The sequence below is a fragment of the Buttiauxella sp. 3AFRM03 genome, from assembly GCF_003675305.1.
Lineage (GTDB): Bacteria > Pseudomonadota > Gammaproteobacteria > Enterobacterales > Enterobacteriaceae > Buttiauxella > Buttiauxella ferragutiae.
This window is the reverse complement of the sequence record NZ_CP033076.1, coordinates 2,524,999-2,545,194: the sequence shown is the minus strand read 5'-3', so window position 1 is coordinate 2,545,194 and position 20,196 is coordinate 2,524,999. Positions and strand designations below refer to the sequence as shown.

At 50.8% G+C, this 20,196-nt stretch carries 21 protein-coding genes and 3 tRNA genes; 13 read left to right on the top strand and 11 right to left on the bottom strand.

Going from position 1 to position 20,196, the window contains the following annotated elements; all coding sequences use genetic code 11:
• The first annotated feature begins 266 nt into the window (after window positions 1-266).
• From D8682_RS13430 to D8682_RS13415, 4 genes are all read left to right on the top strand, one after another.
• The gene (locus D8682_RS13430; protein ID WP_064540825.1) at window positions 267-752 is read left to right on the top strand and encodes an FxsA family protein; all 486 of its coding nucleotides are present in this window, start codon (window positions 267-269) and stop codon (window positions 750-752) included.
• A gap of 136 nt (window positions 753-888) precedes the next feature.
• Window positions 889-1,182 carry a co-chaperone GroES gene (locus D8682_RS13425; protein WP_034461121.1) on the top strand — a complete coding sequence of 98 codons (294 nt, stop codon included), beginning with the start codon at window positions 889-891 and terminating at the stop codon, window positions 1,180-1,182.
• 48 nt (window positions 1,183-1,230) lie between these two features.
• Window positions 1,231-2,874, top strand: a complete 1,644-nt coding sequence (gene groL / locus D8682_RS13420) for a chaperonin GroEL (RefSeq protein ID WP_064540821.1) — start codon at window positions 1,231-1,233, stop codon at window positions 2,872-2,874.
• A 139-nt stretch (window positions 2,875-3,013) separates the two neighbouring features.
• The gene (locus D8682_RS13415) at window positions 3,014-3,385 is read left to right on the top strand and encodes a DUF4156 domain-containing protein (protein WP_269811616.1); all 372 of its coding nucleotides are present in this window, start codon (window positions 3,014-3,016) and stop codon (window positions 3,383-3,385) included.
• Window positions 3,386-3,501: 116 nt separating this feature from the next.
• Here D8682_RS13415 and epmB read toward each other — a convergent pair whose 3' ends face one another.
• Window positions 3,502-4,530, bottom strand: coding sequence for an EF-P beta-lysylation protein EpmB (epmB, locus tag D8682_RS13410; protein WP_064540816.1), 1,029 nt, complete (start codon window positions 4,528-4,530; stop codon window positions 3,502-3,504).
• 40 nt (window positions 4,531-4,570) lie between these two features.
• Between epmB and efp the strand changes: the two genes are divergently transcribed.
• The 3 genes from efp to ecnB all read left to right on the top strand — a co-directional run bounded on the left by efp (window position 4,571) and on the right by ecnB (window position 5,582).
• On the top strand, window positions 4,571-5,137 hold the full coding sequence (efp, locus tag D8682_RS13405; protein ID WP_064540813.1) for an elongation factor P: 567 nt from the start codon (window positions 4,571-4,573) through the stop codon (window positions 5,135-5,137).
• Window positions 5,138-5,198: 61 nt separating this feature from the next.
• The gene (locus D8682_RS13400) at window positions 5,199-5,333 is read left to right on the top strand and encodes an entericidin A/B family lipoprotein (RefSeq protein WP_064540811.1); all 135 of its coding nucleotides are present in this window, start codon (window positions 5,199-5,201) and stop codon (window positions 5,331-5,333) included.
• A gap of 102 nt (window positions 5,334-5,435) precedes the next feature.
• A complete protein-coding gene (gene ecnB / locus D8682_RS13395; protein ID WP_034492730.1) occupies window positions 5,436-5,582 on the top strand; it encodes a lipoprotein toxin entericidin B in 147 nt (48 codons plus the stop codon).
• Between the two features lie 49 nt (window positions 5,583-5,631).
• Here ecnB and D8682_RS13390 read toward each other — a convergent pair whose 3' ends face one another.
• On the bottom strand, window positions 5,632-6,144 hold the full coding sequence (locus tag D8682_RS13390; RefSeq protein ID WP_232887174.1) for a LuxR C-terminal-related transcriptional regulator: 513 nt from the start codon (window positions 6,142-6,144) through the stop codon (window positions 5,632-5,634).
• A gap of 372 nt (window positions 6,145-6,516) precedes the next feature.
• Here D8682_RS13390 and sugE point away from each other — a divergent pair, with 372 nt between their 5' ends.
• Entirely contained in the window at window positions 6,517-6,834 is a 318-nt protein-coding gene (gene sugE, locus D8682_RS13385; RefSeq protein ID WP_064540805.1) for a quaternary ammonium compound efflux SMR transporter SugE, read from the top strand.
• On the opposite strand, the gene D8682_RS13380 is transcribed toward sugE, so the two are convergent.
• The 6 genes from D8682_RS13380 to frdA all read right to left on the bottom strand — a co-directional run bounded on the left by D8682_RS13380 (window position 6,831) and on the right by frdA (window position 12,006).
• A complete protein-coding gene (locus D8682_RS13380) occupies window positions 6,831-7,364 on the bottom strand; it encodes a lipocalin family protein (RefSeq protein WP_064540802.1) in 534 nt (177 codons plus the stop codon). The genes sugE and D8682_RS13380 overlap by 4 nt on opposite strands.
• 101 nt (window positions 7,365-7,465) lie before the next feature.
• On the bottom strand, window positions 7,466-8,617 hold the full coding sequence (ampC, locus tag D8682_RS13375) for a CMY2/MIR/ACT/EC family class C beta-lactamase (protein ID WP_121814474.1): 1,152 nt from the start codon (window positions 8,615-8,617) through the stop codon (window positions 7,466-7,468).
• Between the two features lie 90 nt (window positions 8,618-8,707).
• Window positions 8,708-9,067 (bottom strand): fumarate reductase subunit FrdD, encoded by a 360-nt coding sequence (frdD, locus tag D8682_RS13370; RefSeq protein ID WP_121814473.1) that lies wholly within the window; start codon window positions 9,065-9,067, stop codon window positions 8,708-8,710.
• Between the two features lie 9 nt (window positions 9,068-9,076).
• The gene (gene frdC, locus D8682_RS13365) at window positions 9,077-9,472 is read right to left on the bottom strand and encodes a fumarate reductase subunit FrdC (RefSeq protein WP_064540794.1); all 396 of its coding nucleotides are present in this window, start codon (window positions 9,470-9,472) and stop codon (window positions 9,077-9,079) included.
• 10 nt (window positions 9,473-9,482) lie between these two features.
• A complete protein-coding gene (locus D8682_RS13360; RefSeq protein ID WP_064540792.1) occupies window positions 9,483-10,220 on the bottom strand; it encodes a succinate dehydrogenase/fumarate reductase iron-sulfur subunit in 738 nt (245 codons plus the stop codon).
• Window positions 10,213-12,006 (bottom strand): fumarate reductase (quinol) flavoprotein subunit, encoded by a 1,794-nt coding sequence (gene frdA, locus D8682_RS13355; RefSeq protein WP_064540790.1) that lies wholly within the window; start codon window positions 12,004-12,006, stop codon window positions 10,213-10,215. The genes D8682_RS13360 and frdA overlap by 8 nt, the downstream gene beginning before the upstream one ends.
• 328 nt (window positions 12,007-12,334) lie before the next feature.
• On the opposite strand from frdA, the gene epmA reads away from it, so the two are divergent.
• Window positions 12,335-13,312 carry an elongation factor P--(R)-beta-lysine ligase gene (gene epmA, locus D8682_RS13350; RefSeq protein WP_064540787.1) on the top strand — a complete coding sequence of 326 codons (978 nt, stop codon included), beginning with the start codon at window positions 12,335-12,337 and terminating at the stop codon, window positions 13,310-13,312.
• 121 nt (window positions 13,313-13,433) lie between these two features.
• Here epmA and mscM read toward each other — a convergent pair whose 3' ends face one another.
• From mscM to rsgA, 3 genes are all read right to left on the bottom strand, one after another.
• Window positions 13,434-16,772 carry a miniconductance mechanosensitive channel MscM gene (gene mscM / locus D8682_RS13345; RefSeq protein WP_121814472.1) on the bottom strand — a complete coding sequence of 1,113 codons (3,339 nt, stop codon included), beginning with the start codon at window positions 16,770-16,772 and terminating at the stop codon, window positions 13,434-13,436.
• Between the two features lie 57 nt (window positions 16,773-16,829).
• Window positions 16,830-17,786 (bottom strand): archaetidylserine decarboxylase, encoded by a 957-nt coding sequence (gene asd, locus D8682_RS13340; protein WP_121814471.1) that lies wholly within the window; start codon window positions 17,784-17,786, stop codon window positions 16,830-16,832.
• Window positions 17,787-17,865: 79 nt separating this feature from the next.
• Window positions 17,866-18,921, bottom strand: a complete 1,056-nt coding sequence (gene rsgA, locus D8682_RS13335; RefSeq protein WP_064540777.1) for a small ribosomal subunit biogenesis GTPase RsgA — start codon at window positions 18,919-18,921, stop codon at window positions 17,866-17,868.
• Between the two features lie 113 nt (window positions 18,922-19,034).
• Between rsgA and orn the strand changes: the two genes are divergently transcribed.
• The 4 genes from orn (at window position 19,035) to D8682_RS13315 (ending at window position 20,054) form a co-directional block, all read left to right on the top strand.
• Window positions 19,035-19,580, top strand: coding sequence for an oligoribonuclease (gene orn, locus D8682_RS13330; RefSeq protein WP_064540773.1), 546 nt, complete (start codon window positions 19,035-19,037; stop codon window positions 19,578-19,580).
• 174 nt (window positions 19,581-19,754) lie between these two features.
• Window positions 19,755-19,830 (top strand) — tRNA-Gly (locus D8682_RS13325).
• Between the two features lie 36 nt (window positions 19,831-19,866).
• Window positions 19,867-19,942: transfer RNA gene (locus D8682_RS13320), tRNA-Gly, on the top strand.
• Window positions 19,943-19,978: 36 nt separating this feature from the next.
• A tRNA-Gly gene (locus tag D8682_RS13315) sits at window positions 19,979-20,054 on the top strand.
• Window positions 20,055-20,196 lie beyond the last annotated feature (142 nt).

Here is a 20,196-nt window from a genome sequence, read left to right as displayed (position 1 = left end):
TCCATATTCGGTCACCACGCAGTGATGATATGCTGATGATAGAGAAATGCAGTAATCTGGATCACTTAATAAACACCAGCTCACATAACAATTATTAATATGTGATGCCGATCAATTGTTGAAAATTTCCAGAAAAATAATACGGCAGATAGATTGATTTTTGACTAAGACGCCGCCATCTCTTTTATCTGGCTAAATAGCCAACTAATTTCCCGCAAGTGCTTGATGGCGCTTGCTACAGACTTTCCCAATGACAGGAGTGCACGGTGCGCTGGATACCGTTAATTGCCGTTTTCCTCTATGTTTACATAGAGATCTCGTTGTTTATTCAAGTCGCCCATGTGATGGGAGTTTTCCTGACGCTGGTGCTGGTGATATTCACCTCAGTTATAGGTATGTCACTGGTTCGCAACCAGGGCTTTAAGAATTTCATGCTGATGCAGCAGAAAATGGCGGTGGGTGAAAGCCCGGCGGCAGAGATGATTAAAAGTGTTTCGTTGATCATCGCCGGTTTGCTGTTACTGTTGCCTGGCTTCTTTACGGACTTCCTCGGTTTATTGCTGTTACTGCCACCAGTACAGAAACACCTCACGCTGAAGCTGATGCCTCATTTGCGTTTCTCACGCACTCCAGGTGGTGGTTTTAGTGCGGGCGCTGGTGGTGGTTCAACGTTCGATGGTGAGTATCAACGTAAAGATGATGCACCAAAACAGCTCGACGATCATGACAACGACGATCGTCACAATCGTTAAAAATCGAAAATTTTTTTGTTTTCCCCCCTTGAAGGGGGAAGGCGCATCCCCATCTCTCAGGTCACCAGCCGATAACCCATTTTGGGCCGGCGTTACCCAAACACTGATACAGACTTTCTCAAAGGAGAGCTATCACATGAGTATTCGTCCATTACATGACCGTGTCATCGTCAAGCGTAAAGAAGTTGAATCTAAATCTGCAGGCGGCATCGTTCTGACTGGCAGTGCAGCTGGTAAATCAACTCGTGGCGAAATCATCGCTGTCGGTAAAGGCCGCATTCTGGAAAACGGTAACGTGCAACCGCTGGACGTAAAAGTCGGCGACATCGTGATTTTCAACGATGGCTACGGTGTTAAGTCTGAGAAGATCGACAATGAAGAAGTGTTGATCATGGCAGAAAGCGACATCCTGGCAATTGTTGAAGCGTAATCCGCGCAAAAACTGAACGAACATAAACGAATTTAAGGAAAGTTAAGAATGGCAGCTAAAGACGTAAAATTCGGTAATGACGCTCGTGTGAAAATGCTGCGTGGCGTTAACGTACTGGCAGATGCAGTGAAAGTTACCCTCGGTCCTAAAGGCCGTAACGTGGTTCTGGATAAATCTTTCGGTGCACCGACTATCACTAAAGATGGTGTTTCTGTAGCGCGTGAAATCGAACTGGAAGACAAGTTCGAGAACATGGGTGCACAGATGGTTAAAGAAGTTGCCTCTAAAGCGAACGACGCGGCAGGCGACGGTACTACCACTGCAACCGTGCTGGCTCAGTCCATCATCACTGAAGGCCTGAAAGCTGTTGCTGCAGGCATGAACCCAATGGACCTGAAGCGCGGTATCGATAAAGCTGTTATCGCTGCTGTTGAAGAGCTGAAAGCTCTGTCTGTTCCTTGCTCTGACTCTAAAGCAATCGCTCAGGTTGGTACTATCTCTGCTAACTCCGACGAAACCGTGGGTCAACTTATCGCTGAAGCGATGGAGAAAGTAGGCAAAGAAGGCGTTATCACCGTTGAAGAAGGCACCGGCCTGCAAGACGAGCTGGACGTTGTAGAAGGTATGCAGTTCGACCGTGGCTACCTGTCTCCGTACTTCATCAACAAGCCAGAAACCGGTTCTATCGAACTGGAAAGCCCGTTCATTCTGCTGGCTGACAAAAAAATCTCCAACATCCGTGAAATGCTGCCAGTTCTGGAAGCCGTTGCGAAAGCTGGCAAACCACTGCTGATCATCGCTGAAGATGTTGAAGGCGAAGCGCTGGCGACTCTGGTGGTTAACACCATGCGTGGCATCGTGAAAGTTGCTGCGGTTAAAGCACCTGGTTTCGGCGACCGTCGTAAAGCCATGCTGCAAGATATCGCTACTCTGACTGGCGGTACCGTCATCTCTGAAGAGATCGGTATGGAGCTGGAAAAAGCGACCCTGGAAGATCTGGGTACTGCTAAGCGTATCGTTATCAACAAAGACACCACGACCATCATCGATGGTAATGGCGAAGAAGCTGCAATCCAGGGCCGTGTGTCTCAGATTCGTCAGCAGATCGAAGAAGCAACTTCTGATTACGACCGTGAAAAACTGCAAGAGCGCGTAGCTAAACTGGCTGGCGGCGTTGCAGTCATCAAAGTCGGTGCTGCTACCGAAGTTGAAATGAAAGAGAAGAAAGCACGCGTTGAAGATGCCCTGCACGCGACCCGTGCTGCGGTTGAAGAAGGCGTGGTTGCCGGTGGTGGTGTTGCGCTGATTCGCGTAGCGTCTAAACTGTCTGAACTGCGTGGCCAGAACGAAGACCAGAACGTGGGTATCAAAGTTGCGCTGCGCGCAATGGAATCCCCACTGCGTCAAATCGTTCTGAACTGCGGCGAAGAGCCATCTGTTGTTGCTAACAACGTGAAAGCGGGTGACGGTAACTACGGTTACAACGCAGCAACTGAAGAATACGGCAACATGATCGACATGGGTATTCTGGATCCAACTAAAGTGACTCGTTCTGCTCTGCAGTACGCAGCCTCTGTAGCTGGCCTGATGATTACCACTGAGTGCATGATTACCGATATGCCAAAATCTGACGGCCCTGATTTAGGTGGCGCAGGTATGGGCGGTATGGGTGGCATGGGCGGCATGATGTAATTGCCCAAACACTGATGTGTTTGTAACACCGTGTTAAGAAAACCCTCAGTCAGAAATGTCTGAGGGTTTTTTCTTTTTGGTCACAGTCTGGTATAAGATCTCACCGGGCGATGGTGGCCCGCTACTTTTCAAGACAGCATTGATAACGGGGAACAACATGCGCATTAAAGTTTCAGCAGGAATGGCTGTAGCAGCGCTGCTGCTGGCAGGCTGTAGCACTAGCAACGATCTTTCTGCTGGTGGGCAAGGCGTCCGTTTTGTTGAGGATAAGCCAGGCACCGAATGCCAGTTATTAGGAAACGCAACCGGTGAGCAAAGTAACTGGTTTTCCGGGCAGCATGGCGGTGAAGGCGGTTCTATGCGTGGCGCAGCAAATGCTCTGCGTAATAACGCAGCGGCGATGGGCGGTAACGTGCTGTATGGCGTGAGCAGCCCGACTCAAAACTTGCTGTCGAGCTTTGCTCCGACTGCCAGCACCATGACTGGCCAGGTTTATAAGTGCCCGAACTGATTTTTGGGTGAAACCACCCTCACCCCGACCCTCTCCCTAAAAGGGCGAGGGAGAAATCGTACATTTCCCTCTCCTCGGGGAGAGGGTTAGGGTGAGGGCGAAATTCTCGAAAACGATCAGCTCTGGCGCAACTGCAAATCTATCGGTGTTTTGCTCGGCTCACCGCCAATCTCACGTGCCAGTTTCGGCACCATATAGCCTGAAATCAACGTCAGCAGTTCACGCATAATCAATCTTGCCTGGTCGTCACTGACCATAAAATGTGCCGCACCCTGTACTTTATCCAATACGTGCAGGTAATAAGGCATCACTCCGGAATCGAACAACGCATTACTCAAATCTGCGAGTGTCTGCGCATTGTCGTTCACATCGCGCAACAGCACGCTTTGGTTAAGCAGTGTTACGCCCGCCTGGCGCAGGTGCTTCATGGATGCGGTAAATTCATCCCCAATCTCATTGGCATGATTGATATGGTTAACCAAAATAACCTGCAACCGGGAACCAGCGATGCGTTCGACCAGCGTGTCAGTGATGCGCGCCGGGATAACAATCGGCAAGCGGCTGTGGATGCGTAAGCGCTTAATATGCGGGATTGCTTCCAGTTCACTGAATAACCAATCCAGCTCGTGATCTTTTGCCATCAACGGGTCGCCGCCGGAGAAAATAATCTCGTCCAGTTCCGGATGCTCGCTGATATAAGCGATAGCCGCCTGCCAGTTGCGTTTGTTTCCCTGGTTATCGGAATAGGGGAAATGGCGACGGAAGCAATAACGGCAATTGACCGCACAACCGCCTTTTACCAGCAACAACGCACGGTTGCGGTATTTGTGCAGCAGGCCCGGTACTACGCTGTGTTGTTCCTCCAGCGGATCGGTGCTAAAGCCCGGAGCGGCAATAAACTCCTCTTTGGCGGTTAACACCTGGCGTAAGAGTGGGTCGTTCGGGTTGCCTTTTCCCATGCGAGCGACAAATGCCCGTGGGACACGCAAGGCAAAAAGTCGACGTGCATCACGTCCCGCCAGCAACTCTTTGTCAGCGTCTAGCTCTAAAATATGCAGCAGTTCGTCAGGATCGGTTATAACATCGGCAAGTTGCGTTAACCAATCTTCTCTGCGGGGGGGATTTAGGGTTACAATGTGTGCCATTTTTTGGCTAAGCTACCAATTAACAATTTCAGAGGGCCTTATGGCGACTTATTCTAGCAACGATTTTCGTGCCGGTCTTAAAATCATGTTCGAAGGCGAACCTTACGCAGTCGAATCCAGTGAATTCGTGAAACCAGGTAAAGGCCAGGCCTTTGCTCGCGTTAAAATGCGCCGCCTGCTGACAGGCACCCGCGTTGAGAAAACCTTCAAATCTACCGACTCCGCTGAAGGCGCAGACGTTGTAGATATGAACCTGACTTACCTGTACAACGACGGTGAGTTCTACCACTTCATGAACAACGAAACCTTTGAGCAGCTGGCTGCAGATGAGAAGGCTATCGGTGATAACGCTAAATGGATGCTTGACCAGGCCGAGTGTATCGTGACCCTGTGGAACGGCCGTCCTATCGCTGTTCAGCCACCAAACTTCGTAGAGCTGGAAATCGTTGAAACTGATCCAGGTCTGAAAGGTGATACTGCTGGTACCGGCGGTAAACCTGCAACACTGTCTACTGGTGCTGTCGTTAAAGTACCTTTGTTCGTTCAGATTGGCGAAGTCATCAAAGTTGACACTCGCTCTGGCGAATATGTTTCTCGCGTTAAGTAATACGTGAAGGTTGGCGGTGAGGCATTGCATGCTTCACCGCTGCTTGCAAAAGGCAGGGAAGATGAACCGTTTGATTAAACATTTACTTTTCATCACGTTGTTAGCCTCATTTCTCGCCGGTTGTAACACCACTCGCGGCTTTGGTGAAGATCTTAAGCACCTTGGCGGCTCAATTGAACGTGCAGCAAACAAGTAATTTCCAACACTCCTAAAAACCTGCTTTTTCCCTCAGACTGCCATTTTTTGACTATGCTTTAACTGCTATACACAAACAATATCGTCAAAAAAGGATACGGTTATGATTAAGAAAACTATTGCAGCGTTTTTTTCTCTCATAGTGCTTTCATCGTTACTGACTGCGTGTAATACGACTAAAGGTATGGGTGAAGATATTCAGGATGGTGGTCAGGCGATTTCTGGTGCAGCAACAAAAGCACAAAATTAATATATTAGCTGGCGGTACGGTATCAAGCCCGTACCGCTGTTAATTTTTATTATTGGTGTTGTTCTATAAACAATGAAAAGCGATTATTAATACCAAGTTTCATGCGGATATTTCGCTTGTAGGTATAAACTGTCTTGGTACTTATCCCCATCATTCTGGCAATAAAATCATTATTGGCTTCATCGGTCCACAGTTTTAATATCCTCTCCTCACGTAGTGTCAGCAAGGGCGAAGTGTACTGCTGCCCAGTGTGAAACGGTGGCCGGGTACTGAGTTGCGTTTGAATGGCCGCATAAAGCTCAGGTAATGGTGTAGATTTGCTATATATCGAATGTGAGCCTTGCGACAGGCAATATTCTTCAATCTTCACGTGACGCATACTATTCAGCAACATTAAACGTATTGACTTGCCGCAAGCTGAATAAATAGAGGAGAGTTGCTGGACATTATGTAATGAGCTGGCAAAACTGGTGAAGTCAGCAATAACAAGGTTTGGTCGCCACTGTATTATTTTTTCACGAGCTAAAAGTAAATTGTCCGTTTCAGCAATGGAAAAGGCCATATTGTGACTCTGCCAGCTTTTAAAACCTTGTCGACTATAATGACAACGGTCCACTAACAATATCTTATTCATACTTACCGTTCGCGTGACTCACTATTACAGCCTTTTCTGAATGTGCGAGAAAACATTATAATATGAAGAAAACATCGGAAATGAATTGCGGATTTGCGGGTTAATTAGCAGTCAATTCTCGGCTTAGCGTCAAGCACTCACTCAGCATGGCAACTAAACGTTACTGGTTTTGTGATAACAAAGTGTTTTTTTGGCTGTTCTAAGCTCGCTGGGTTGTTAAAATAACGCCCTCACCAGCCTTATGGGACGACCCATAAGCGCTTCTTGATTCCGGGGACGGCCCCATTGCTGGAGCTGTTTATGGCCTGGTTGATTCTTGTTATTGCTGGTTTATTAGAAGTTGTCTGGGCTGTCGGCCTCAAATATACCCACGGGTTCACTCGCTTATGGCCTAGCGTTATCACAGTGGTGGCAATGGTTGTAAGTGTCGCGTTGCTGTCATGGTCAATGAAAACGCTGCCGACCGGTACGGCTTACGCGGTCTGGACGGGAATTGGTGCCGTGGGTGCAGCCACTACAGGTATTTTACTGTTAGGCGAATCAGCAAGCCTGGCCCGCATCGCGAGCCTGGCGTTGATTGTTCTCGGGATTATTGGCCTGAAACTCAGCACCCATTAACTACTGGGTTGTTTAATCCACAGTAATTTTTCAACCTGGAAGCCCTGTTGTGCGGCGATTTTCAGCATTTGCTGTTTCACTTCAGGGCTGATGGTTGGCGTGCGTGACAATATCCACAGATAGTCTTTATCCGGCCCACACACCAGTGCGTGTCGGTAATCTTTATCTATCGCAATCACGTTATAGCCACCGTAAAACGGCCCAAAGAACGAGACTTTCAGTGCCGCACGGCTCGGGTCACCCGTAAAATACGCTTTGCCAACACTTTGCTGCCACATTTGCCTGTCTGGGTTAAAACCTCTGTTTATCACCCGAATACCGCCGTCATCCATGGTGCTGTAAGTGGCGGTCACTTGATTCAATCCACTTTCAAACTTATGGTCGAAGCGGGCAATTTCATACCACTTACCGAGATACCGTTTAGCGTCAAAGTTATTAACTACCGTGGTGCCTGGTGGTGGAGTAGGGGAACTACAGGAGACAACAAGAAACGCAACTGCAAGGGTGGTGATAATCGGCCAGATGCGCATAGCAAAATCCTTGTTTGTTTTTTGCTAAGTGTAGATTGCGGCGGGAAAAATTGCGGCGTGTGGACGGAAATAAATCGGCCTGCGGTGCAGGCCTGAATATATTACTGCAATGCTTCGAGGATGGTATACCCGGCTTTTACGCGCTCGGGGTTGGGATAACTTTTATTTGCCAGCATCACAATGCCTAGCTGTTGCTCAGGGATAAATGCCACATAAGTACCAAATCCCCCGGTTGAGCCAGTTTTGTGGACCCAGGATGTCTTAACAACAGGTGCTGGCGGGTCGATGGCTACGGCTTTTTGTGGGGCGAGCGCCACTTTGTTATCGCTGCCATCAACGATGGTTTTGGCCTCAACCGGCCAGTTGAGCATTTCCCAACCTAAGCCCTGATACATGTTGCCCACTCGCCAGTAGCGCGATTGCGCGAGTTCAATTCCCTGGCGCAGTGTTTTATCACCGACCTGGTCAGGCTGCATATTGGCCTGCATCCAGCTCGCCATGTCTGTAATCGTCGATTTCACACCATAGGCTTCAGAATCCAGCATGCCTGGTGAAACGTGCACAGCCTTACCGTCACGGTAACCCCAGGCGTAATTTCTTTCTTCAGAGGCGGGCACTTTTATCCAGGTATGTGACAGGTTCAACGGCTGGAAAACACGTTCGGTCATCGCCTCTTCAAAGCTCAATCCTGACGGTTTCACTGCCAGCGCACCGAAAAGGCCGATGCTGGAATTGGCATACAGACGAGTCGTCCCCGGTGCCCACTGCGGCTGCCAGGTCTGGTAAAAGTGGAGCAGGGAAGCCGGGCTGGTGACGTCATCAGGCACCTGCAACGGCAAGCCTCCTGCGGTATAGGTGGCAAGATGCAGCAGGTTTATATCTTTCCATTGTTTACCGGTTAATTCAGGCCAGTACTTGATTGCCGGATCGCTCAGTTTAATTTCACCGCGCGCGACGATATCGCCGCCCAGCACGCCAGTAAAGGTCTTACTGACTGAGCCGAGCTCAAATAATGTCTCTTTCGTCACCGGTAAATTTTGGCTGATATCAGCTTTGCCATAAGTGAAGTAATACGGTTTTCCCTGATAAATCACGGCGACCGCCATGCCTGGAATACTCTGCTGTTTGAGTAGCGGTGCGATGACACGGTCGACTGTCTGGGCAATCTGTTTTTCAGTCAGCGTATTCGGGGCGGCAAACGTCGAGCAAGAGGCCGTGAGTAGCAGCGCACAGCTGAGAGTTTTGTTCATCATTGGTATTCCTCCATAAAACGACACTTTAGTTCTGGCCGGTACAAATAAAAAGGCCTGCGCAATGGCAGGCCTTGTTGACAATCAATGTGATTAGAGAGTGATCACACCGATAAAGGTCACGACGGTCAGAATGGCAGCAAGACCGTAGAACACCCACTTGCCAGACGGCACGTGAATTTTCAGGTCGTGCATCGCGTGGTGGATACGGTGAAGCCCACACCATAACGGCAGCACAATCATCAGGAAGATGAACAGGCGGCCAATCAGGCTTTGCGAAAATGCCAGCACACGCTCATAGCCCAAAGCATCGTCCGGGAACAGACCCAGCGGCAGCATAATGCCAACCAGCAACACGATTACCGGAGCGATGATCGCCCCCCACATGCCGCCTGCGCCAAACAGACCCCAGAATACCGGCTCGTCGGAGCGTTTTGGATTTGGATTAATCATGACGTCCCCTTACCAGAACAGTGCAACAAACAGAATGACGACAGTGGCGACAATGGTCACCGCCCACAATCCTTTAATCACCGGCTCTGGCCCCATTTTCTCATCTTTAATGATGATATTGGCGGCCTTCGGTGCCAGTTCAAACCAGGTTTTGGTATGCAGTAAAGCCGCCGCTAAGGTGATCAGATTGAGGATAACCACAATCGGGTTTTGCAGAAAACTGACAAATCCCGCCCAACTTTCCGGGCCACTTTTCAGCGAAAACAGACCGCAGATCAGCAGAATACTGAACCACACGGTTGGCACCGATGTTCCTTCGCGAATCATATAGAAACGGTAGAAGCCCAGTTTTTGCCACCAGGTCGGAGTCATCGTCCGTACATATGGCTTACGTTTCGTAGTCATTTTGCACTCCTTAGCGTGGTTTCAGGGTGGCAATCAAAAAGTCTTTCGAGCTTTCGACTTTACCCTGCTGGATGGCAGCTGCCGGATCGACGTGTTTCGGGCACACCTCGGAGCAGTAGCCCACGAAAGTGCAACTCCAGACGCCGTTCTGGCCGTTGAGCTGCGCCATACGCTCTTTCTTGCCATGGTCGCGGTTATCCAGGTTGTAACGATGAGCAAGCGTAATGGCCGCCGGGCCAATGAACTCAGGATTCAAACCAAACTGTGGGCAAGCTGCATAGCACAGGCCACAGTTGATGCAGCCGGAGAACTGATGGTATTTCGCCATCTGTGCCGGGGTTTGGGTGTTTGGCCCCTGATCTGGCGTACGCGTGTTGCCGATGATGTAAGGCTTAATCGCTTCCAGGCTTTCGATAAAGTGAGTCATGTCGACGACTAAATCGCGCTCGATAGGGAAGTTCCCCAGCGCTTCAACCTTCATACCTTGCGTGTATTCACGCAGGAAGGTTTTACAAGCCAGTTTCGGTACACGGTTGACCATCATGCCGCAAGAGCCGCAGATAGCCATACGGCACGACCAGCGGTAGGTCAGGTCTGGTGCCAAATTGTCTTTGATGTAACCCAGCGCATCAAGCAGCGAGGTTTGTTCATCATAAGGCACTTCGTAGATAGCACTGTGTGGCTCGCTGTCCGTTTCCGGGTTGTAGCGCATCACTTCAATCTTCAGAGTCTTCATCACATCAGCCATTCGACGTCTCCTTCTTCTTGTCGGCTGCTTCGGATTCCGCACCGTAGACGCGTTTAGCCGGTGGCAAAGTGGTGATTTTCACATCACTGTATTCCAGACGTGTCGTTCCATCTGCGTCACGGAAAGCGAGAGTGTGCTTCAGGAAGTTAACGTCATCACGCTCGGTACAACCTTCGTCTAAACGCTGGTGTGCGCCGCGAGACTCTTTACGCGCCATTGCCGAGTGCGCCATACATTCCGCAACGTTCAGGCCGTGGCCCAGCTCGATGGTGTAGAGCAAATCGGTATTAAACACGCTGGAGGTATCGGTGATGCGTACGCGTTTGAAGCGTTCTTGCAGCTCAGACAGTTTATCGATGGTTTTCTGCATCAGCTCTGGGGTGCGATAAATACCGCAGCCTTCTTCCATCGACAGGCCCATTTCATCGCGGATTTTCGACCAGTTTTCATTGCCTTCCTGATTAACCAGTTTCTTCAAACGCGTTTCGACATCAGCGGCTTGCGCATTCAGCGCGGTATCATTCGCAGGCTGCGCTTCGTTCGCGCGCTTCATGGCACTTTCGCCCGCCATACGGCCAAACACCACCAGCTCAGCAAGAGAGTTAGAACCCAGACGGTTTGCACCATGTAGACCAACGGAAGAACATTCGCCGACGGCAAACAGCCCTTTGATACGGCTTTCGCATTGGCTATCCGTTTCGATACCACCCATGGTGTAGTGCGCGGTAGGGCGAACTGGAATCGGCTCTTTAACCGGATCGACGCCAACATACGCTTTGGACAATTCGCAGATAAACGGCAGGCGTTCGAGGAGTTTTTTCTCGCCCAGATGACGCAGGTCGAGATAGACCACATCGCCACGTGGCGTCGGAACGGTGCGGCCTGCGCGCCATTCGTGCCAGAAGGCTTGAGAAACTTTGTCGCGTGGGCCAAGTTCCATGTACTTGTTACGTGGTTCGCCAAGCGGAGTTTCTGGCCCCATGCCGTAATCTTGCAGATAGCGATAGCCATCTTTGTTGACCAGAATACCACCTTCACCACGGCAGCCTTCTGTCATCAGAATGCCGGAGCCTGGCAGGCCAGTTGGGTGATATTGCACGAATTCCATATCGCGTAGCGGTACGCCGTGGCTTAACGCCATGCCCATACCATCACCGGTCACGATGCCGCCATTGGTATTGTAGCGGTAAACACGACCTGCACCGCCGGTTGCCATTACCACGGCATTCGCGCGGATTTGCACCAGCGTGCCTTCCATCATATTCATGGCGACCAGGCCACGTGCTGCGCCGTCGTCCACCAGAATATCGAGCACGAAATGCTCGTCAAAACGCTGGATCTGCGGGAACTGTAATGAAGTCTGGAACAGGGTGTGGAGCATATGGAAGCCGGTTTTATCCGCGGCAAACCAGGTACGCTCAATCTTCATGCCACCGAAGCGACGCACGTTTACGGAACCGTCCGGACGGCGGCTCCATGGGCAACCCCATTGCTCCAGCTGTGTCATTTCGGTTGGGCATTGATGGACGAAGTAGTCGACCACATCTTGCTCGCACAACCAGTCACCACCGGCTACGGTGTCATTAAAATGGTATTCGAAACTGTCGTGATCCTGCGCAACGGCGGCAGAACCCCCTTCAGCGGCCACGGTGTGGCTACGCATTGGGTAGACTTTGGAGATCAGAGCGATTTTGGCTTGTGGATTGGCTTGTGCTGCCGCAATGGCTGCTCGTAAGCCCGCTCCGCCAGCGCCTATTATGGCGAGATCGGCTTGAAAGGTTTGCACGACATTCCTCCAGATTTTAGTGATTTCGTATAGCTAATGTAACCAAAGGTAGTTCACCAATACGGCGCTAGCTACGCGAAAGGGTTATCCCTGCTCCTTTGTAGGTAGCGGATTATAGCCGTAGGCATATTAAGGAAATTTGACGTGTTCGATTTTTTTGCTGTTCAGATCGGTAATTAATTAATTTTGATGATGAGTCAGGTCACGAAATTCAAATTTTTACTGCCAAATCGGTTCGTAGGCTGATGAAAATTTACCAGGCAAAATTTGTCTCCCTGGAGTGTTGCGAGTAGACTTCTCCGCCTTGTTTGTATACGGAGATTCCACCATGAGCGAAACGGCCACTTGGCAGCCGAGCGCATCCATCCCCAACCTGTTGAAACGCGCCGCGATCATGGCGGTTATTCGGCGTTTTTTTGCCGATCGCGGTGTACTGGAGGTGGAAACACCCTGCATGAGCCAGGCAACGGTTACAGATATTAACCTGTTCCCGTTTGAAACCCGTTTTGTTGGCCCAGGCCACGCTCAGGGCGTCAATTTGTACCTGATGACCAGCCCGGAATATCACATGAAACGCCTGCTGGCGGCGGGCATTGGCCCGGTATTCCAGTTGTGCCGCAGTTTCCGTAACGAAGAAATGGGTCGCCACCATAATCCAGAATTCACCATGCTGGAGTGGTACCGCCCTTGCTACGATATGTATCGTCTGATGAATGAAGTGGATGATTTACTGCAACAGGTTCTGGAAACTGATGCGGCAGAAACGCTCTCTTATCAGCAGGCTTTCCAACGCCACCTGGAAATTGACCCGCTTTCTGCGGACAAAACCCAGCTGCGCGAAGTGGCGAGAAAACTCGATTTAAGCAACATTGCCGATCAGGAAGAAGACCGTGACACCTTGCTGCAACTGCTTTTCAGCATGGGTGTCGAGCCGCATATTGGTAAAGATAAACCGACGTTTGTGTACCACTTCCCGGCAAGCCAGGCCGCTCTTGCACAGATCAGCACCGAAGACCATCGTGTAGCTGAGCGCTTTGAGGTTTACTTCCGAGGTATTGAGCTGGCGAATGGTTTCCACGAATTAACCGATGCGCGTGAGCAGCAGCAGCGTTTCGAGCAGGATAACCGTAAACGTGCCGCTCGCGGTTTGCCGCAGCAACCAATTGATGTGAATTTGTTGGAAGCGTTGAAGGCAGGTTTGCCAGATTGCTCAGGCGTGGCGTTAGGTGTGGATCGTTTGATTATGTTGGCTCTGAAGGCTGAAAGCCTGGCCGATGTGCTGGCGTTTCCGGTAGATCGCGCTTAAACCACCCTCACCCTGGCCCTCTCCCTGAGGGAGAGGGGATAGTCTGGTGTTCTCCCCCCTCAGGGCGGTACCGGTTTTCTCCTTCTCCTGGGGGAGAAGGCTGGGATGAGGGCGACCTTGCTTACAAACTCCCCGGCGTCCTGCCTGCTTTCCCCGAAGATGTCAGCGTTTTACTGCTACGTTGCCCGCCTAAAGTATCCAGACGCATCTGGAATGGTGGGAACGGTAGCTCGATTCCGTGTTCGCGGAACCCTTGCAGAATTAACTGATGAATCTCGTGACGCAGTGGCATACGGTGGTTCATCTCAGCGGCATAAATACGCAGCTCAAAAATCTGAATACCCGCCTGTAAATCCACCAGGAATGCTTCTGGCGCTGGGTTATCAATCACCAGTGAACAACGCTCAGCTGCCTGTAACAGCACCCTCGTCACTTCTTCGCTGTTCGCATCCGACGGGGCTGGAACGGTTAACACCACACGCGTTACCGAATCCGACAGCGACCAGTTGATGAACTGCTCGGTGATAAACGCCTTGTTCGGTACGATGATCTCTTTACGATCCCAGTCGCTGATCGTCGTGGCACGGGTATTGATCTTGGTGACGCTACCGGTGAGATCGCGGATCGTCACGGTATCGCCAATACGAATCGGCTTTTCGAACAAGATAATCAGGCCAGAGATAAAGTTGGCAAAAATCTCCTGTAAACCAAAACCTAAACCCACACCGAGGGCGGCGACCAGCCACTGCAATTTCGACCATTCGATACCAATCATCGAGAAACCGACCAACGTCCCCACCAGTAACAGCAGATATTTGGTGACGGTAGTAATCGCATAACCAGTACCAGGGGCTAAATCCAGATGCTGTAGCAGCGCGAGTTCAAGCAGTGCGGGAAAATTACGCACCAACTGCATGGTGATAATCAGCACCAGAATCGCAATCAACACCGCACCAAGCGTAATCGGCTCAAGGCTTTCCACGCCTTGTACGGTTGAGGTCACATCCCACAAGGTGATGTTCTCAAGGAAGCCAAAGGCGGAATGGATTTCTGACCACAATACAATGACCGACAACAGTGCAATCAGCATCAGAATCGACCGCACCAGGCGCAGTGACTGCACACTGATGGTATCCAGATCGATTTCCTGTTCTTCGATGGTTTCAGCAGAACTTTCTGCGCTGAGGCTATGAGTGGTTTCTTCTTCGCCACGCGCACGCTGGGCGAGGATTTCAGCACGGCGATGTTTTGCACGATCAAACGCCAGGCGGCGACGCTGAATCAGCATCCAGCGGCGGATGATATGGTAGACCACCAGCAGCAGGAACCAGATAGCGACTGAGGTTTCCAGCCTGGCAAGCAAGGCCTGTGCGGTCGCTAGGTAACCGACCATGGCCGCCAGAATTGCCACTAATGGAGCGGCAAGCAGCAGGTTCCACAGCACGGTGTTCGCGATGTTTTCGCTATTGCCTTGTTTATCCAGATACAGCGGTATACCCGCACGTTTCAGGCTTAAGGTCACCAGCGCTAACGCACCACAAATCAAAATAAAGCACAGCCGCCCAAGTGAGCCTGAGAATTCACGATCGCTAAGATTATCAAACATAATCAATGCCATAATCAGTGGCACGATCAGGCCGATACTCATCAGGTAGTAACGCATCGCGCGGGCCACACGTTGTTGCGGCCAGCCAAAATGCACGATGAACAAACCGTTAGGGCGCGCAAACGTGGCACAAATCATCACGGCCCACAGCAAGGGAACGGTGGCGGTTACACCATCACCAATTGCCACCGCGAGGGGATACGGCCACGCAGCCTGAAGCCCGAAACCGAGCGTTGCCCATAGCACCGGCAGCGGGAGCGCCACCAGAATCGACCAGAACACGGTGCGCAAGGTTAAGCTGAAATGATCCTGCGTCACTTTACCGACTTTGGCGCTTGAGCGGTCCAGGAAAGCGGTGAAATGGCGGCGCGAACTAATACTGAAACCGACGAGGATCAAGGCACCAAACAGCGGCAACAGTGTTTCCTTGCTGGTCAGCATCATCATGGTAGCGCTGCCGAGTTGGCTGAAGGTATCCATTGAAACCAGACGGCGTAAATCCTGCACTAACTCAACCGGCCAGGCGAATCCTATTGGACTAACGTCTGAGGTCCAGAACAGGTAACGGTGTGTGGCTACGTTGACCTCTTTGAGTGCATCTTCCAGTTGGCTGTTCGCCACTTTCAGCTTGGTCAGTTCAAGGATGAGGTTATCGCCACCTTGCAGCAAAGAATTGAGCAGTTCGCGCTGGGTACGTAGTTGCGCTTCCAGAATACGATTTTGCTCGCTGGTGAGCGGCTGACCATTGGTTTGGCGAGTTTGCATAAGCTGTTGTTGTTTACTCAGCAGGTCTTCGTAATGCAAACGCTGGACACGCAACTGGCCGAGTTCGGTATCCACTTGCTGAGGTTTTGGCATTTCAGGCAAACGGGCTACTTGAGCACGCAGCGCTTCGCCGAGGACGTTTGAAACGCCCAGCCATTGTGATTGCTCGCGCAGCGTATTAAGTGCCTGGCGCACTTGCACCGTCTGGCTGGAGGCCTGGCGTTGCTGCGAGGCCACTAAATCCATACGCTGAGCTTGTTGGTTCAATGCCTGAGATAGTTGGCGGTTATTATTAAACTGGGCAACGATCTCTGGCGGCAGGTTGGCGCTGCTTTCGGCCAACAGTTCGGTGCTTTCCAGCGCTTGTTCTGCTTCACGCTGGCGCTGGTTATTCAGTTGGTTACGCAATGCCTGAAGATAAGCATCCAGCTGTGCGCTCTGTTTTTGGGCCAGCTCGGCCCGCAGGCGAGCGAGTTCCTGGCGATTACTGGCTGACAATTGTGCCAGTTCCAGTTCATCGACTAACGCTTTCAGGCGTGAAGCTTCAGCCTGCAAAGCGATGTTCTGCGCCTGAGTTAATGGTGTGCTGGTGGCTGGCAAGGTTCCCATCCGACGCTCAACGTCGTTTAACTGGCGGCGAGCATCAGTTTGCTGCTGCGGGAGCTGGCTGAGTGAGTCGGTGATTTCTCGGGTGCGTTCCTGCTCTTGCTGCGCAAGACGGCTTTTATCCAGCAACTGACTACTGACTTGCAGGATTTCCTGATTTAACGCATCGGTCGACAGGCCATCAGGCACTTTTTGTGGTTCATCGTGCTGATTATTGATTTGTCGACGCAAGGTGTCTGAAAGCTTGGGGAAGTTATCTATAACTTGTTGATATTGTGTGGCTCGTTCCAGGGAGACTTTGCGTTCATCAAGCGCATTAAGGGCCGCCTGTAGAGCTTCCACAGTTTCAGCACTGCCTGGTTTATCCTTCGCAGATTTGGCTTGTTCCAGTTCCTGGGTGATTTGTTTGGCGTCGGGGGCCGTTGCGGCGTAGGCACCGAGGCTGAGGCAGCAACCGATCAGTAATGTGATTATCAGGCGCACGTCAGTCCCTTATTTATGAACCAGCCCTCATGGTGAGGGCTGGAGATAATAGCGTTATTAGATGTCTGGTTTGTTCTCTGGTGTGTCCGCTTCAGCTGCCACTTCTGGTTCGGGAATTTCGCTTACCGGAATTTCTGGTTCACTCATCGGTTCAGTCGAGATTGCCAGCGGCTCACCAATTTTGGTCGCAGACAGGCTTTGCAGCTGTTCAACCAGGTTCACTTTACCCGGTGCGAACAAGTTAATAACCGTTGAACCTAGTTTAAAGCGACCCATTTCCTGGCCTTTTAACAGCGCCACAGAACCTTCGCTTTCGCCCGCAGGCCATGTCCAGCGTTTGATAACGCCTTCACGCGGTGGTGTGATGGTGCCAGCCCAGACTGTTTCGATGCTGCCAACAATGGTGGCACCCACCAGAATTTGGGCCATCGGGCCAAATTCGGTATCAAACAGGCAGATAACGCGTTCGTTACGGGCAAACAGATTCGGCACGTTTTGCGCGGTTAAATGGTTCACAGAGAACAAGTCGCCCGGCACGTAAATCATCTCACGCAAAATACCGTTACAAGGCATGTGAACGCGGTGGTAGTCACGTGGTGACAGATAAGTCGTAACGAAGCTACCGTTACGGAACAAATCTGCCATTAAGTAGTTACCGGCGAGCAGGGCTTCGAGGCTGTAATTATGGCCTTTTGCCTGCAAGATTTTGTCTTCTTCAATTGGGCCTAACTGGCTGACTACGCCATCTGCTGGCATCACCAGCACATTAGGGTCGGTGTTCACTGGGCGAACATCGTCACGCAGTGGGCGAACGAAGAATTCGTTGAAGGTGCGGTAGCTGGCGGTGTCCGGCTTCTGTGCTTCCTTCATGTCGACTTTGTAGTATTTGACGAACAGATCGATAACCAGTTTGGTTAACCAGCCTGCTCGTTTGCTCGCACCCCAGCCTGCCAAGCGTGTCAGCCAAAGTTTAGGCAGGATGTACTGGAGTGAAAGTTTAAAATTGTCTAACAAGATAGCCTCCTGGCTAAGTACACATGTAAGCGGGCATACACAAAAAGGAGCGCGATTTTAGCGATGCCCAGCTTAATTGTCAGCGGTCAGTATCGGAAAAGGTTTTACGCGATTTTACCTCGGACATACTTTCCAGTATGCGGTGGTAGTTATCGAAACGCGTTTCTGCGATTTCCCCACGTTCAACAGCTTCGCGCAGTGCGCAGCCTGGATCGTTGGTGTGGCTGCAGTCACGGTATTTGCAACGACCTAAATAGTCGTGGAATTCAGTAAACCCATGAGTGACCTGATCCGGCTCTAAGTGCCACAAACCAAACTCACGCACGCCTGGGGAGTCGATAACATCACCGCCGCCCGGGAAGTGATACAGACGTGAAGCGGTGGTGGTGTGTTGACCTAAACCGGAGTTGTCCGAAACGTCATTGACCAGAATCTGGACTTCTTTAAAGCCGAGAAGGTTGTTCAGCAGACTGGATTTGCCCACACCTGATTGCCCGGCAAAAATACTGACGCGGCCAATCAACGCTTCTTCAAGCTCTTTCAGACCTTCAACTTTGTGGCTGGAAACGAACAGAACGCGATAACCAATCTTGCGGTAGATATCCATTTGTTCATTGACGAACTTCAGGCCTGCTTCGTCCAGCAGGTCGGTTTTGTTCAGTACCAGCAATGGTTCGACATCGAGCGTTTCGCACGCCACCAGATAACGGTCAATAATATTCAGTGACAGCTCCGGCAAGATCGCGGAAACCACGATGATTTGGTCGATATTAGCGGCAATAGGTTTTACGCCGTCGTAGAAATCAGGGCGCGTCAGGACGGTAGTGCGCTCATGTACTGCATCTACAATGCCTTTAATCGTGACACCGGCAGCCGCTTCTTTAGCTGGGCGCCAGACCACGTTGTCGCCAGTCACCAGCGAACGGATGGTGCGACGAATATTGCAGCGGTGAATTTCACCACCGAGAGATTCAACATCGGCATGTTGGCCGAAACGGCTTATCACGCGGCCATCGCGCGGTTCACCAAACTGAGAGTCGTCGGGATCGGCTTTCTCCACAGTCTGTTTAAGCCGACGCTGGTGGTTTGCTGAAACCCGGCGCTGCTGTCCTTTGGAGAGTTTATTTTTGCTCAATCTTACTGGCTCCTGGTCGCCCGTAGTGGGCAAAACCTCTATGATACACACTATTTTATACGAGTTAACCCATCGACAAGGGTGGGCTACGCACAAGAAGGGTGGAAAATAGCATGAGTGGAAATGAAAACAATCTCATTTGGATTGATTTAGAAATGACCGGCCTGGACCCCGAGCGGGATCGCATAATTGAAATCGCCACTCTGGTTACTGATGCCAATTTGAATATCCTCGCTGAAGGACCAACCATTGCTGTTCATCAGTCTGATGAGCAACTGGCGCTGATGGATGACTGGAATGTGCGTACTCATACTGGAAGTGGCCTGGTTGAGCGTGTCAAAGCGAGTACCCAGGATGACCGCGCAGCTGAACTGGCAACACTTGAGTTCCTAAAGCTTTGGGTGCCAGCGAATAGCTCGCCAATCTGTGGTAACAGTATCGGCCAGGATCGTCGTTTCCTGTTTAAGTATATGCCTGAGCTGGAAGCTTACTTCCACTATCGTTATCTGGATGTCAGTACGCTCAAAGAGCTGGCGCGCCGTTGGAAACCTGAGATTTTGGCTGATTTCAAAAAGCAGGGCACTCATCAGGCAATGGACGATATTCGTGAGTCAGTGGCTGAGTTAGCATTCTATCGCGAGAATTTTATTAAGCTTTGACAGGCGTGTGGGAGGAGCTAAACTCCTCCATCGCTGAGATATTAATCATTTTGGCGTTTAAATCGCCATTCAAACTAATTTTGTGAAAAAAACCTTTTGAGGGGCTTGCGACTAAAACGATTTCTCGTATAATGCGCCTCCCGTACCGATGCAGAATTTGCAGCGTTACACAGAGCGGGAATAGCTCAGTTGGTAGAGCACGACCTTGCCAAGGTCGGGGTCGCGAGTTCGAGTCTCGTTTCCCGCTCCAAATTTGATTAGGCTTTTTACAGCCAGCACCACCCAAGCGGGAATAGCTCAGTTGGTAGAGCACGACCTTGCCAAGGTCGGGGTCGCGAGTTCGAGTCTCGTTTCCCGCTCCAAAATTTGATTTGGCTTTTACAGCCAGCACCACCCAAGCGGGAATAGCTCAGTTGGTAGAGCACGACCTTGCCAAGGTCGGGGTCGCGAGTTCGAGTCTCGTTTCCCGCTCCAAATTCTAATATCCAGTACAAATTATCCACAACGCTAAGTCGCGTCGGTGGTGGTTTTTACGTTCCTCAAAAACTATTGTGAACAGACTTATCCACAGCTTAGTTTTATTCCCTTCGATCGCTAATTATTTATTAACTTTTAC

Bases quoted from the DNA above. Each gene is read 5' to 3' on its own strand.
- D8682_RS13425 (WP_034461121.1), top strand. From the start codon at position 889: ATGAGTATTCGTCCATTACATGACCGTGTCATCGTCAAGCGTAAAGAA.
- groL (WP_064540821.1), top strand. From the start codon at position 1,231: ATGGCAGCTAAAGACGTAAAATTCGGTAATGACGCTCGTGTGAAAATG.
- epmB (WP_064540816.1), bottom strand. From the start codon at position 4,530: ATGGCACACATTGTAACCCTAAATCCCCCCCGCAGAGAAGATTGGTTA.
- efp (WP_064540813.1), top strand. From the start codon at position 4,571: ATGGCGACTTATTCTAGCAACGATTTTCGTGCCGGTCTTAAAATCATG.
- D8682_RS13400 (WP_064540811.1), top strand. From the start codon at position 5,199: ATGAACCGTTTGATTAAACATTTACTTTTCATCACGTTGTTAGCCTCA.
- ecnB (WP_034492730.1), top strand. From the start codon at position 5,436: ATGATTAAGAAAACTATTGCAGCGTTTTTTTCTCTCATAGTGCTTTCA.
- D8682_RS13390 (WP_232887174.1), bottom strand. From the start codon at position 6,144: ATGGCCTTTTCCATTGCTGAAACGGACAATTTACTTTTAGCTCGTGAA.
- sugE (WP_064540805.1), top strand. From the start codon at position 6,517: ATGGCCTGGTTGATTCTTGTTATTGCTGGTTTATTAGAAGTTGTCTGG.
- D8682_RS13380 (WP_064540802.1), bottom strand. From the start codon at position 7,364: ATGCGCATCTGGCCGATTATCACCACCCTTGCAGTTGCGTTTCTTGTT.
- ampC (WP_121814474.1), bottom strand. From the start codon at position 8,617: ATGATGAACAAAACTCTCAGCTGTGCGCTGCTACTCACGGCCTCTTGC.
- frdD (WP_121814473.1), bottom strand. From the start codon at position 9,067: ATGATTAATCCAAATCCAAAACGCTCCGACGAGCCGGTATTCTGGGGT.
- frdC (WP_064540794.1), bottom strand. From the start codon at position 9,472: ATGACTACGAAACGTAAGCCATATGTACGGACGATGACTCCGACCTGG.
- D8682_RS13360 (WP_064540792.1), bottom strand. From the start codon at position 10,220: ATGGCTGATGTGATGAAGACTCTGAAGATTGAAGTGATGCGCTACAAC.
- epmA (WP_064540787.1), top strand. From the start codon at position 12,335: ATGAGCGAAACGGCCACTTGGCAGCCGAGCGCATCCATCCCCAACCTG.
- orn (WP_064540773.1), top strand. From the start codon at position 19,035: ATGAGTGGAAATGAAAACAATCTCATTTGGATTGATTTAGAAATGACC.